Origin of the sequence: Erysipelatoclostridium sp. An173 (assembly GCF_002160495.1) — a bacterium.
Taxonomy (GTDB): domain Bacteria; phylum Bacillota_I; class Bacilli_A; order Erysipelotrichales; family Coprobacillaceae; genus Thomasclavelia; species Thomasclavelia merdavium.
Map to the genome: position 1 here is coordinate 89261 of NZ_NFKR01000003.1, position 12692 is coordinate 101952.

Sequence of the window (12692 nt, forward strand, 5' to 3'; positions counted from 1 at the left end):
TAGGGGGAAGTTATGGTATTACAAACAAAGTTTGCCGAAATAAAAAATAACAATTTATACATAGATGATGTAAATGCCTGTGATCTGGCTAAAAAATATGGGACACCTTTATATGTAATGTCTGAAGGACATATTCGTAATCAATTTAATACACTTAAAACAAAGATGATTGACAAATATGAAAATACTTTACCATTATTTGCATCTAAATCATTTTCTTGTAAAGCAATTTATCAAATTGCTAAAGAATACGGTGTAGGTATTGATTGTGTTTCTGCAGGAGAAATATCAGTAGCATTAAAAGGTGGTTTTGATCCTAAAAAGATTTATTTTCATGGTAATAATAAATTGCCTTCAGAAATTGAATACGCTCTATTAAATGGTGTTGAAAATTTTGTTATTGATAATTTTTATGAAATTGAATTAGTTCAAGAAATTGCTGCTAAATTAAACGTTATGGTAAATGGAATTGTCAGAATAACACCAGGTGTTTATGCAGGTGGGCATGATTATATTCGTGTTGGAGCTAAAGATACTAAATTTGGATTTAGTTCACATGATAATACATATTTAAAAGCAATCAAAAAAGTAATAGATGCACCAAATATTAAATTTGATGGTATTCATTGTCACGTTGGTAGTCAAATTGAAGATATTCAGGCATACGTACTAGCAATGAATAAATTTGTGGAAATAGCATATGAAATTTATGATATTTTTGGAATTGTAATCAATAAGTTAAATGCTGGTGGTGGTTTTGGAATTGCGTATACTAAAGCAGATCGTCCACTAGAATTTGATGAAGTTGTTAATACAATTATGGATATAATAACTAAAGGGTTTGAAGCTCGTGATTTAAAACGCCCAATGGTTTTAGTAGAACCAGGACGTTATTGTGTTGGTAATGCCGGTATTACATTATATACTGTAGGTTCATATAAGTATATTAAAGATATTCGTGATTATATAACAGTTGATGGTGGAATGACTGATAATATTCGTTCTTGTTTATATGACGCTAAATATGATGCAATAATTGCTAATAAAGCCCAAATGCCAGCTGATCATTTAGTAACAGTGGCTGGAAAGAACTGTGAATCTGGAGATATTTTAATTAAAGATATTATGTTACAAGATCCACAACCTGGTGATATTTTAGCAATGTTTTCAACTGGAGCTTATCACTATTCGATGTCATCAAATTATAATCAGTTGCCAAAACCAGCAGTTGTTTTTACTTATCAAGGTAAAGATCGTTTAGTTATAAGAAGACAAACTTTTGATGATTTAGTAACTTATGATGTAGATTCATCATATGAATAAAAAAGATGCTATGTCAACTTTAAATATTAACAAATAAATCTATAGCTTAAATGAAGGATTAATAAAATCCTTCATTTTGCTTTATAGTGATATGTTATTTATCAACTAAGCTATTCCATGTCCTTGTATAATGTATTTACAGTATATTTATTTGGGAATATAATGAAGTAAATAGAATGTGGGAAAGGGGAGAAAATATTCATGAAATCAATATTTTTAGGAAATTTGATAGATAGGAAAAAAATTATTATTTTCTTAGTTATTGATATAATGTTGGAAATTGCTATCTGTTATACTTTTCTAGGAAAATATATTTTATTTGATTTATTTTTCTTTATAATTTTATTATATATTACTATTAGTTTTTGTATAAATGAAAATTGGATCTTTACAGAAAATCATGTTGAAATAACCTATAGAAACTCTTTTTATACTTCTTTCTTATTATTTTTTGGTTTTATTATAAAAAACAATCATGATAAAATATATAAAAAAATATCTTATAGTGATATTTTATTGGTAAGTATTAAGTATAAAGCAGTTAAATCAAATGGACCTTTAAATACTTTAGGGGATAATTTTTATATTCAGATAAAGGAACGTAGCGGTGATATTCATACATTTGATTTAAGATATGTGTATAATAATAAAAATAAGATCCTTGAAATAATAAAATTATTGAAGAATCATGATGTGCATATTAAAGATGAAGATAATGTTATTGATTTAATTTTGAATGATGTAAATCTATATGATTATTTTAGAAAAACGTAATTTTAATAAGAGTTTAAATTAGAATAATATAGTAAACAACAATGGTGTTTAATTTCAATTTATTAGTATGCCACTTATAAAGAGTACTCTATTAAATTATAAAAACAAAATAATTTGATATTTTATTTGGGAAGAATTAAAATCATGATATATTGTGATATTGATACTTTAAAGTATCAGTATTTGTTAATTGTTTAGTAACTTATGATGTTAGAGTCATCATATGAATAATGAAGATGTTATGTCAATTCTAAGTAATGACAAACATCTAAAATAATATCGTATTTAATAATATCAGGATAATCTAGTGATGATGATATAGCATAAAATGGTAAATTGAAATGTTTTGCCAGTAAATAGTCTGCTTCACTATCACCACAGTAGATTGAATTATTTAAGTCGATATTATATTTTGCCAAGGCCTGGTTAAAATCATACCAGGCTTTGGCTTTTTACAATTACAATGATCTTGTTCATTATGAGGGCAAAAATATATTTCTAAAATGTTAATATTATTATTTTGACATATCGATAAAAATTCTTGAGTAAATTGTTGATATTGATCTAAGGTAATAATACCATCATTAATTAAATACTGATTAGTAATAATAATGATGTGATAACCATTTGCAATTAACTTTTGCATTCCATCAATAGAACCCTCAAGAAATTCTGGATGTTTTATCGATGACCATTTTTCATCGGGATAGTCTTTAATTATGGTTCCATCACGATCTAAGAAAGCTACTTTCATGAACTTTTAATTCTTTTCTTTCATGAACTTTTAATTCTTTTCTTTGATTTATTTAATTCTTCATGAATTCCTTGCATTTTATAATCTAAGTGCGAAATTGTTTTAGCACATTCAATTAATTCATCACGAACACCATCAGGTACTTCACTATCAGATTTATAACGTAAATGATGTTCTAAACTAGCCCAAAAGTCCATGGCAATAGTTCTGATTTGGATTTCTACAGCTATAGGCTGGACTCTTTCTGCTAAAAAGATAGGTACTTCAACTACTAAATGTAAACTTCGATAACCGTTTTCTTTAGGATGTTTAATATAATCTTTTTTTTGAATTAATTTAATATCACTTTGTTTAACTAATAATTCTGCAATCCGATAAACATCACTAACATAATTACAAATAACTCGGACACCAGCGATATCAGTTAAATTTTCAACCATTGATTCTAATGAAACCTCAAGGTTTCTTTTCTTTAGTTTGTTTACAATACTATCTAGAGATTTTAATCGGTACTCCATATGATGAATAGGATTATGATCATGTTTTATTTTAAATTCATCATCAAGAATCTCTAATTTGGTCCTTATTTCTTTAATACCAGCTTCATAAACTTGTTGTAAAACAAGAAATTCTTTAACTGGTTGGTTTAATTTGATTTGAGAATTTAAAGACCCCAAGGAATCAGTAACAATTTCTTTTTGCATTATTCGATTATTCATAAAACTTAATACCTCTTTTAAATATTTTTTGTATAACTTAATCATAGTTGGTAATAATGAACTTGAGGTGAACTATATGAAAAAAACAGTTATAATCTTATTAATTTTAATGAACATCGTAACCGTAGATGCTTCTGGCAATGAACCTAAATATAAAATAATAGCTAATAGTAACAGCAATGAAGATATAGAAACAATGTATGAAATTAAAGACTCTTTAATCAAAGATTATCAACAATGGGTTAAAAGTGTTGATGACGTTGATCAGGCTTTAGCCGATCATCAAAAAAACTATAATGCTAAATATTACAATGGTGAATATAAGATTGTTTTAGGTGAAGGTAAGGGAAAAAAATTGACCGGAGCATTAAAGACAAGTTATTGTGTTACAAGTAAGGAAATAAAAAAGAAATCATTTTTGGCAGAATTATTTTCATAACTATCGAAAGATAGTTTTTTTTATTAGCTATAAAAATAAAAATTACAGTTAATAAATATTGGCTATTATTTCAAATACCGTTTTATGTTTAAAATAAAAATGTTTCGTTAATAATTTAAGAGGTGAAACATATAATAAAATTAGAGGTGGAACATGTTAACAAAATTTGATGAACAAGCCCAAAAAGCAATTGTAGTAGCTGAAAGCATTGCCTTTGATTTAGGACACAATAATGTTGGCAGTGAGCACTTATTACTTTCATTATTGAAGATAAGTGATTGTAAATTGCGAGACTTAGTAAAAGAATACGGTGTAAATGAAAAAAACATATATGAAGATATAAAAAGGTTGTTTGGGACAAATGATGATCAACCTTTTTATATGGAATATAGTGATGCTGTAAAGAATATTTTAGAAACAGCTGTGGAAATAACAAATAAGCAAAATAAAAGTAAAGTGACGCTTAATATTTTAACAATCTCTTTATTAAAAAATGCTGAATGTGTAGCACATGAGTTATTAAAAAAATATCATGTAGATTTTGATGATATTATTTATCAGTTAAATGAAAATAGTGAATTAGAAACAAAATTAGATCAAATACCTTCATTAGTAAATCTAAATAAGAAAGTAAAACAAAGTGAACACTTAATTATTGGTCGTAAAAAAGAATTAGAAAAATTATGTATGATTTTAAGTAAGAAAGAAAAAAATAATGCTTTGATCATTGGAGAAGCTGGTGTTGGTAAATCAGCTTTGGTAGAAAAACTAGCCTATTTAATTAATCAAAATAAAGTAAATGATGGATTGAAGAAAAAAATTATTTATGAGTTAAGTTTATCTAGTATTGTAGCTGGAACAAAATATCGAGGAGAATTTGAGGAAAAATTACGAAAAATCATCGACAAAGTTAAAGACATGGATAATGTAATTATTTTTATTGATGAAATTCATAATATAATTGGTGCTGGTGGTGCTGAAGGAGCCATTGATGCAGCAAATATTTTAAAACCATATTTAGCTCGTAAAGATCTAACTATTATTGGTGCTACGACTACTGAAGAGTATTATCAGCATTTTGAAAAAGACCAGGCTATGAATCGTCGTTTTAGTGTTATTACTTTAAAAGAAAACACAAAAGAAGAAACATTAGAAATACTACAAAAAACAAAACTTTTTTATGAACGATTTCATCAGATTGAAGTCAATGATGAAGTGTTGACATATCTTGTAGAAAATGTCGATCGTTATATTAAAAATAGAACATTTCCTGATAAAGCTATTGATATATTTGACTTAGCTTGTGTAAAAGCTCGATTTAAACAACAGCATATTATTACTAAAAAAATTGTAAAAGAGGTAATTGAAGAATATACATCTATAAAGATAAATGATAACTATGATTTTGAAAATATTAAAGCAAAACTAAATCAAAAAATAGTTGGTCAAAGTAAAGCAATAGAACAAATTGTTAATCAATTAAAGCTCTCGAAAGATTCATTGCAGCCTAAAGTAATGATGTTTTTAGGAAATAGTGGTGTTGGTAAAAGTGAGACGGCTAAAGAATTAGCTAGATTGTTATCAAGAAAATTAATTCGTTTAGATATGAGTGAATATCGTGATAGCAGCAGTGTTCAAAAAATTATTGGTGCTGCTCCAGGTTATGTTGGCTATGATAAGCCAAGTTTATTATTAGGACAATTGCAAACTTATCCTAAAAGTGTTTTATTATTAGATGAAGTGGATAAAGCTAGTCCTGATGTTTTGAGTTTGTTTTTACAGGTATTTGATGAAGGGTATTTAGAAGATAGTCATAAACGTAAAGTATATTTTAATAATACAATTATTATTATGACATCTAATAAAGGAGTAGTTAAAAATCAATTAGGATTTAAAAAAGGTAATAATTTTAGAAAGGTCAATGTTTTTTTTAGCGAAGAATTTATTAGCCGGATTGATGAGATTATAAGTTTTAAAAATCTTAGTAAACAGGATTTAAAGAAAATTATTAGAAAACATTTTAAAGAAAAGATTAGAGAAGAGGATATTGAAAATATCTTAGATGAATATAATATGGAATTACAAGGGCGCGGTATTATTAAAGCAGTAAATAAATATTTATTGAAAAGGGTAAAAACTTAAATTTAAGTTCTTACCTTTTTTACTATAAAAATAATAATTAATATAAAAACAATGATAATAGAATAACGTTGTAAATAAAAACTAATTAGTTGCCAGTTATCACCTAAAAAAATCCCAAAATATACTAAAACAGCATTCCAAATCAAACTACCAATAATTGTATAAATAGAAAAATTAAAAAAATTCATTTTAGTAATTCCCGCTGGAATTGATATTAAAGAACGAATAATTGGAATTAATCTTCCTAGAAAAACAATAATCTTACCATATTTATCAAACCAGTTGATTGAACGATATACAGAGTCATTATTAAAATGAAGTTTATTAGTCAAAAAAGAAATTAAACGATTATAATCAATTAAATAACCACAGAAATATAATATAACAGCTCCTAAATAAGAACCTAAAGTAGCAACAATAATTACACCCGGAGGATCAAGATTGGAAATTGTAGTTAAAAAACCACTAAAAGTTAAAATCAATTCACAAGGAATTGGTGGGAAAATATTTTCTAAAGTAATTAATACTAAAATGGCTTTATAACCATAAAGATTAATAAATTCTATAAAGCTAGTTAACATTATTTCTCTCCTTTGGTTATGGGAATAATTTTATAAGCAAGATAGATTAAACAAGAATCAAATGGTAAAAATAAAATTGTTGAAGCTAGATTAAAAAATGTATGCATATATGCTATTTGCATTGAATAGTTTGAAGTTAAATTTTCGATAAAAGAAACAAAAGGAATAAAATAAGATGCCACTACAAAAACTAATGTACCAATAATATTGATCAAAACATGAATGACACTTAATCGTTTAGCGTTGGGATTACCATTAATAGAACTTAAAAAAGCTGTAATACAAGTACCAATATTCTGACCATAAATAACATTGGTTGCCATATTAAAACTGATTAATCCTTTTTTATAGATTGTTTGTAAAACTCCAACTGAAGCAGTAGAACTTTGAATGATTGCTGTAAATAAAGTTCCAGCTAAAATAGCTATTAAAGGATTATTTAATTGAGAAAATAAGTTCATGAAAAAAGTAGATTTTTGAATTGGGGCAAGAGAAAGTGACATTGCATCCATGGCTAAAAAAATCAAACCTAAGGCCATTAATAATCGGCCCAAGTATGTTATTTTGTTTTTAAAAAACATGAGGATAAAACCAATAATACAAAGATAAATCGCTGATTGACCCAAATCCAAAGCAATCATTAAACCAGTAACTGTTGTACCGATATTAGCGCCTAAAACAATCCAGGTAGCTTGATACAAAGAAATTAAATGACTATTAAGCAAACCAATAAGAATAATAGTCATCGTTGAAGAACTGTGGATGATGGCGGTAATTAAAGTACCGGTTAAAACGCCTACATATTTATTTGCCGATAGATGATATAAGATTTTTTTTAATTTATCATTTGCTAAGGTATCTAAGCTAGTTGATAGAATGTGCATACTAAAAAGGAAAACACCTAAACTTAAAATAAAACCAATTATATTTTTAATGATTGATCACACCCTTTTTATTAAATTATATTAATTAGTTGATAGATAATGTTTATTTTCAAGATAATCATTAAATGATACAATAATCTAAAAGGGAGTGAGAAAATGGATTATAGTGCAATTGTATTGTGTGCTGGAAAAGGTAGTCGTAGTGGCCTTAGCTATAATAAGATGTTATATCGATTTAATGATAAAACAGTCTACGAAATGACGATGTCGGTATTTCTTCAAGATCAAAGATGTAAACAAATTGTAGTAGTGACTAAGGAAGATGAAATTAATGAGATTAAAGAATTGGTTAATGACAAGCGAATTGTTTATGTTTTCGGTGGTAAAGAAAGACAAGATAGTGTTTATAATGGTTTGCAGGTAGTTAATCAAAAGATCGTCTTGATTCATGATGGAGCAAGACCCTATTTAACAATCGATAATATTGATAGTTTATTAGAATGTTTAATTAATAATGATGCTTGTTTATTAATGGTTCCTGTTAAAGATACAATTAAGTTATGCCAGGATGGTAAAGTGGTTGAAACACTACCTAGAAATTTATTAATGCAAGCTCAAACACCACAGGCTTTTAAAGCTGGTTTAATTAAAGAGTGTTATCAAAGAGCTAAAGATGAAAAATACGAGGCAACAGATGATGCTTCATTAGTAGAAAAGTTTACTGAAGTACCTGTAATGGCTGTTTGTGGAAGCTATGAAAATATTAAAATTACTACTCCAGAGGATTTAAAATGACAAAAGCTAAAATAATAAGTAAATTGATTATTATTGTTGTTTTAATAGGTTTAATTACTGGAGCTGGTTATTACCAGTATTTATTACTGATGGATAAAGATTCAAATATAATAATTAATCGAATTACGGCTCAAATAATAAGTGTCTCTAAGGATACAGTTACAATTAGAGATGATAAAAATAGTGAATATAAATTAGATAAGTCCCTTTTAAATGATTCAAAAAATTTGATTTTTGGTAATGATATTACAATTAGTTATACTGGTGATATTAAAAGTGAATATGAGATAATAAATAGTAAGGTTACCGAAAATAAAATTATCAATGCTGATATTAGTTTAGATAAACGAAAGGAATTATCAAATATAGTACAAGCAATGACCATTGAAGATAAAGCTGGTCAATTGTTATTAGTATTAGATTCAAAAAACTTATTAACCGATCAAACAATGAGTGGCTGTGTATTATTTGAAGATGATTTTGCCAATAAATCTCGAAATGAAGTAATTGAAAATATTGAAAGATATCAAAGCAATGCCAAATACCCAATGATTATTGCTGTAGATGAAGAAGGTGGTTCTGTAGTTCGTGTCAGTAAATATTTGCGAGATAACCGTTTTAGATTACCTCAAGATGTTTATAAATCAGGAGGAATGGATTCAATAATAAGTGATGCGACAGAAAAATCAGAATATCTAAAAGAATTTGGAATAAATGTTAATTTAGCACCAGTAGCTGATGTTGCAACAAATGAAGATGATTATATTTATAGACGCTCATTTGGAGTGGATGCTGATGCAACTAGTAATTATGTAAGAAATGTTGTAATGGCTATGAGTAATATAAAAATGGGTAGTGTTTTAAAACATTTTCCTGGTTATGGAAGTGCTCCTGGTAGTGGTGGAACTTATCATGATAGTCGAGATTTTAATAGTTTAAAAAATAATGATTTATTACCGTTTAAAGCTGGTATTGAAGCTGGAGCTAATAGTATATTAGTAACTAATAATATTATTGATAGTGTCGATAATCAAAATCCCGCTACTTTATCTAAAGATATTCATGATCTTCTAAGGGAAGATTTAAAATATAATGGGGTTATTATGACTGATGACGTTACTGATTTAAATAATAATGAATTTGGAAATGATAGTGAAATAGTGATTAAAGCTATAAAAGCTGGTAATGATTTAATTATGACAAGTAGACCACAGATCTATTTTGAAAGTCTTATAGCAGCAATAAATAATGATGAGCTATGTTTAAATGAATTAGATCTTTCAGTTTTAAGAGTTATAGCATGGAAAGACAGCTTAGATATTATTTAAAAAAGATGATTTAATCAAACAAATTATTGCTTTGTTTAAAAAGTTGTGCTATTATAACTAAGCATGTAAAAATATTAATTTACTGCCTGCTTATTCAAAAAGAAATAAGCCGATAGACCATAGGAGGTATAAAAGATGAACAAGTATGAAATTATGTTTATTGTAAAACCTGACGTTGAAGAAGATGCTAGAAATAAGTTAATTGAATATTTCAAAGGTGTCTTAACAGCTAATGGTGGAACAGTAGATAACGTTAACGAATGGGGTTTACGTGATTTAGCTTATGAAATCAAAGACTACAAAAAAGGTTACTATGTAGTTGTTGATACAACTTGCAGTGGAGCTGATATCGCTGAATTTGAACGTTTATCAAACATTAATGCATCTGTATTACGTCATTTAACACTTCGTAGATAGGAGGCATTATCGATGATTAATAGAGTAGTTCTTGTCGGACGCATGACTAGAGATCCTGAATTAAGAAGAACACCCCAAGGTGATGCGGTTACTTCATTTACTTTAGCAGTAAATCGTAATTTTACTTCTAGAGATGGACAACAACAAGCAGATTTTATTAACTGCGTTGTTTGGCGTAAACCAGCAGAAAATGTGGAAAGATATTGTTCTAAAGGAAGTCTAGTTGGAGTTGAAGGAAGAATACAAACTCGTAGTTATGATAACCAACAGGGACAAAGAGTTTATGTAACTGAGGTTATCTGTGATAGTGTTCAATTTTTAGAAACAAAAGCTGCTAGAGAGAGAAATCAAGCTCAAATGCAGCAACAACCACAAAATAATGATAATTTCTATGATATGAAAACAGTTGAATTAGAAAAAGAATTTGATAATTCATTGAATACTTTTGATATCATGGAAGATGATATTCAGTTTTAATGAAAGGAGCTAAAAAAATGGCATTTAGAAAACAAAGAATGGGTAGAAGAAAAGTTTGCTACTTCACAAAAAACAAAATTACTTACATCGATTATAAAGATGTTGAATTATTAAAAAGATTTATCTCAGCTAACGGTAAAATTATTCCAAGACGTGTAACTGGTACAAGCGCTAAATATCAAAGACAATTAGCTACAGCTATCAAACGTGCTCGTCAAATGGCTTTATTACCATATGTTGGTGAATAATAATTAGATATTAAAAACCTCGATTTATCGAGGTTTTTTTGTATTCTAAAATGATTCTTCATTTCGATATAAATGCCAAGGAACATTACGAATTTCATTTTCTATTATACTATATCTATCATGATCATTTTTATTGTATATAGCATAGAATGATAAAGTTGCCTCTTTATCAGATATTGGTATATAGACTCTATCTTCAATCTTTTTAAATTTAGGAATTGTAATGTTTGTTCTAAAAGTAGGTAAAGAAGAGGCTTTTAATAAAGCGTTGTAAGCATCAATGTCTTCTTGAACAAGCATCAAAGATTCAGATAGTTTTTCATTACAGATTTCACTCCAGTATCCTGTTTTTGATAAAAGAAGAATATTAGTTCCGTTTAATTGTTCAAATGTAATTGATTTATAGTGGGATAATGGGTCATCTGGTCTTACTGCTATATATAAAGTCTCGCTAAATAATTTAGTAGAAATTATATTTTTTTCATTAATTGGATAATCGAGGATAAGAATAGAAAACGCATGATTATTAAAAGCTTCTATTAATTCAATGTTATCTTCACTGATAGTAGAATTAATTTTTATATCAGGATATTGTTTTAGAAAGATTTGCTTTAATCCCCATAATGGAGCTGGTGCACATGCTCCAATAGAAATACATTGTTTATTTTTTTTGATATGCTGCTAGATTTTTTAACATCAAATCTTTATCTTCTAAAACTTTTCTAGCGTATTTAACTGCTAGTTCGCCAGTATCGTTTAACTTAAGACGATTTTTAACTCAATCAAATAGTGGATAACCTAGTTCATCTTCAAGGCTTTGGATAGCACGTGTTAATGCAGGTTGTGAAAACATTAAAATTTCAGCTGCTTTAGAAATAGTTCCAGCTTCTGCAACTGTGACAAGACATTCTAATTGATGTAATTCCATGAAATATTCTCCCTTAAAAACTATGCAATTTACGTATAATTATATTCTATATTGATATTATACTTTTAAAAAAATCAAAAGTAAAATATAAACGAGAAGAGGAAAGGAGGTCAATAAAATGATATTTTATTTTACTGCGACTGGTAATTGTCTATATATTGCTAAACAATTAGATCAACATCCGATAAGTATTGTTCAAGAATTGAAGAAAACAGAATTAAGTTATAAAGATGAAACAATAGGCATTGTAGCACCGGTTTATGGTGGTGAACTACCTAAAATTGTCAGAAGATTTTTAGATAAAGCAAAATTTAAAACAGAATATTTATATCTGATTTTAACTTATGGAATGAATGATAGTGTCGCAGGAGAATGGGCTTACTATTATGCTAAAAGTCAGAAAGTACATCTTGGTTATGTTCATACTTTACAGATGGTTGATAATTATATCCCATCATTTGATATGAATGAGCAAAAAGCAATCGATAAGAAGATTGATTTACAATTAAAACACATTAAGGATGAGATTCACGAAAGGAAACATTATATACCTGTACCAACACAAAAAGGCAGAGAGTTATATGAGATGGCAAGTCGTAGACCAGATAATGTTAATGATGGTTCACAGATTACAGTTAATGAAGATAAATGTATAGGCTGTGGTATGTGTACACTTGTTTGTCCGATAGGAAATTTTAATTTACAGGATAAAAAAGCTAAACGTAAATCTAATCAGTGTGAATTTTGTTTAGCATGTGCGCATCATTGTCCAAGAAAAGCTATTTATACTTCACTTTCTGATAAAAATCCAGAAGCAAGATTTATTAATGAAAATATTAAAATTTCAGAAATAATTAAAGCTAATCAACAATAGTAAAGGAGA

The 12692-nt window shown here is 27.6% G+C and carries 17 protein-coding genes; 10 read left to right on the forward strand and 7 right to left on the reverse strand.

What is annotated here, in order from left to right; translation table 11 throughout:
* Positions 1–12: 12 nt before the first annotated feature.
* Together lysA and B5F09_RS02145 are read left to right on the forward strand one after the other, a co-directional pair.
* On the forward strand, positions 13–1323 hold the full coding sequence (lysA, locus tag B5F09_RS02140; RefSeq protein WP_087371091.1) for a diaminopimelate decarboxylase: 1311 nt from the start codon (positions 13–15) through the stop codon (positions 1321–1323).
* 201 nt (positions 1324–1524) lie between these two features.
* Positions 1525–2097, forward strand: a complete 573-nt coding sequence (locus tag B5F09_RS02145) for a hypothetical protein (RefSeq protein WP_087371093.1) — start codon at positions 1525–1527, stop codon at positions 2095–2097.
* Between the two features lie 239 nt (positions 2098–2336).
* Here the strand turns inward: B5F09_RS02145 and B5F09_RS14965 are convergent, their stop codons facing one another.
* Genes B5F09_RS14965 through B5F09_RS02155 form a run of 3 tightly spaced genes read right to left on the reverse strand, consistent with a single transcriptional unit; the run spans position 2337 to position 3570 of the window.
* Positions 2337–2516 (reverse strand): hypothetical protein, encoded by a 180-nt coding sequence (locus B5F09_RS14965; protein ID WP_204215173.1) that lies wholly within the window; start codon positions 2514–2516, stop codon positions 2337–2339.
* A complete protein-coding gene (locus B5F09_RS02150) occupies positions 2492–2851 on the reverse strand; it encodes an HAD-IIIA family hydrolase (protein WP_204215175.1) in 360 nt (119 codons plus the stop codon). Before B5F09_RS02150 ends, B5F09_RS14965 begins: the two co-directional genes overlap by 25 nt.
* Before the next feature lie 20 nt (positions 2852–2871).
* A complete protein-coding gene (locus B5F09_RS02155) occupies positions 2872–3570 on the reverse strand; it encodes a GTP pyrophosphokinase family protein (RefSeq protein WP_087371096.1) in 699 nt (232 codons plus the stop codon).
* A 76-nt stretch (positions 3571–3646) separates the two neighbouring features.
* Here B5F09_RS02155 and B5F09_RS02160 point away from each other — a divergent pair, with 76 nt between their 5' ends.
* Both B5F09_RS02160 and B5F09_RS02165 read left to right on the forward strand, forming a co-directional pair.
* Positions 3647–4009 (forward strand): hypothetical protein, encoded by a 363-nt coding sequence (locus tag B5F09_RS02160; RefSeq protein ID WP_087371099.1) that lies wholly within the window; start codon positions 3647–3649, stop codon positions 4007–4009.
* Between the two features lie 153 nt (positions 4010–4162).
* Positions 4163–6151 carry an AAA family ATPase gene (locus B5F09_RS02165; RefSeq protein ID WP_087371102.1) on the forward strand — a complete coding sequence of 663 codons (1989 nt, stop codon included), beginning with the start codon at positions 4163–4165 and terminating at the stop codon, positions 6149–6151.
* Positions 6152–6153: 2 nt separating this feature from the next.
* Here B5F09_RS02165 and B5F09_RS02170 read toward each other — a convergent pair whose 3' ends face one another.
* Together B5F09_RS02170 and B5F09_RS02175 are read right to left on the reverse strand one after the other, a co-directional pair.
* The gene (locus B5F09_RS02170) at positions 6154–6732 is read right to left on the reverse strand and encodes a DedA family protein (RefSeq protein WP_087371105.1); all 579 of its coding nucleotides are present in this window, start codon (positions 6730–6732) and stop codon (positions 6154–6156) included.
* Positions 6732–7670 (reverse strand): Na/Pi symporter, encoded by a 939-nt coding sequence (locus B5F09_RS02175; RefSeq protein WP_343283894.1) that lies wholly within the window; start codon positions 7668–7670, stop codon positions 6732–6734. The genes B5F09_RS02170 and B5F09_RS02175 overlap by 1 nt, the downstream gene beginning before the upstream one ends.
* Before the next feature lie 102 nt (positions 7671–7772).
* Here B5F09_RS02175 and ispD point away from each other — a divergent pair, with 102 nt between their 5' ends.
* From ispD to rpsR, 5 genes are all read left to right on the forward strand, one after another.
* Positions 7773–8411 (forward strand): 2-C-methyl-D-erythritol 4-phosphate cytidylyltransferase, encoded by a 639-nt coding sequence (gene ispD, locus B5F09_RS02180; RefSeq protein ID WP_087371111.1) that lies wholly within the window; start codon positions 7773–7775, stop codon positions 8409–8411.
* A complete protein-coding gene (locus B5F09_RS02185; RefSeq protein WP_087371114.1) occupies positions 8408–9739 on the forward strand; it encodes a glycoside hydrolase family 3 N-terminal domain-containing protein in 1332 nt (443 codons plus the stop codon). The genes ispD and B5F09_RS02185 overlap by 4 nt, the downstream gene beginning before the upstream one ends.
* A 135-nt stretch (positions 9740–9874) precedes the next feature.
* Positions 9875–10156 carry a 30S ribosomal protein S6 gene (gene rpsF, locus B5F09_RS02190; protein WP_087299788.1) on the forward strand — a complete coding sequence of 94 codons (282 nt, stop codon included), beginning with the start codon at positions 9875–9877 and terminating at the stop codon, positions 10154–10156.
* Between the two features lie 12 nt (positions 10157–10168).
* The gene (gene ssb, locus B5F09_RS02195; protein ID WP_087371116.1) at positions 10169–10633 is read left to right on the forward strand and encodes a single-stranded DNA-binding protein; all 465 of its coding nucleotides are present in this window, start codon (positions 10169–10171) and stop codon (positions 10631–10633) included.
* A gap of 17 nt (positions 10634–10650) precedes the next feature.
* Positions 10651–10881, forward strand: a complete 231-nt coding sequence (rpsR, locus tag B5F09_RS02200) for a 30S ribosomal protein S18 (RefSeq protein WP_087299785.1) — start codon at positions 10651–10653, stop codon at positions 10879–10881.
* A gap of 45 nt (positions 10882–10926) precedes the next feature.
* On the opposite strand, the gene B5F09_RS02205 is transcribed toward rpsR, so the two are convergent.
* Together B5F09_RS02205 and B5F09_RS02210 are read right to left on the reverse strand one after the other, a co-directional pair.
* Positions 10927–11556, reverse strand: a complete 630-nt coding sequence (locus B5F09_RS02205) for a LysR substrate-binding domain-containing protein (RefSeq protein ID WP_087371119.1) — start codon at positions 11554–11556, stop codon at positions 10927–10929.
* 103 nt (positions 11557–11659) lie between these two features.
* Positions 11660–11809, reverse strand: a complete 150-nt coding sequence (locus tag B5F09_RS02210) for a LysR family transcriptional regulator (protein WP_087371122.1) — start codon at positions 11807–11809, stop codon at positions 11660–11662.
* Positions 11810–11927: 118 nt separating this feature from the next.
* On the opposite strand from B5F09_RS02210, the gene B5F09_RS02215 reads away from it, so the two are divergent.
* The gene (locus B5F09_RS02215; protein WP_087371125.1) at positions 11928–12683 is read left to right on the forward strand and encodes an EFR1 family ferrodoxin; all 756 of its coding nucleotides are present in this window, start codon (positions 11928–11930) and stop codon (positions 12681–12683) included.
* Positions 12684–12692 lie beyond the last annotated feature (9 nt).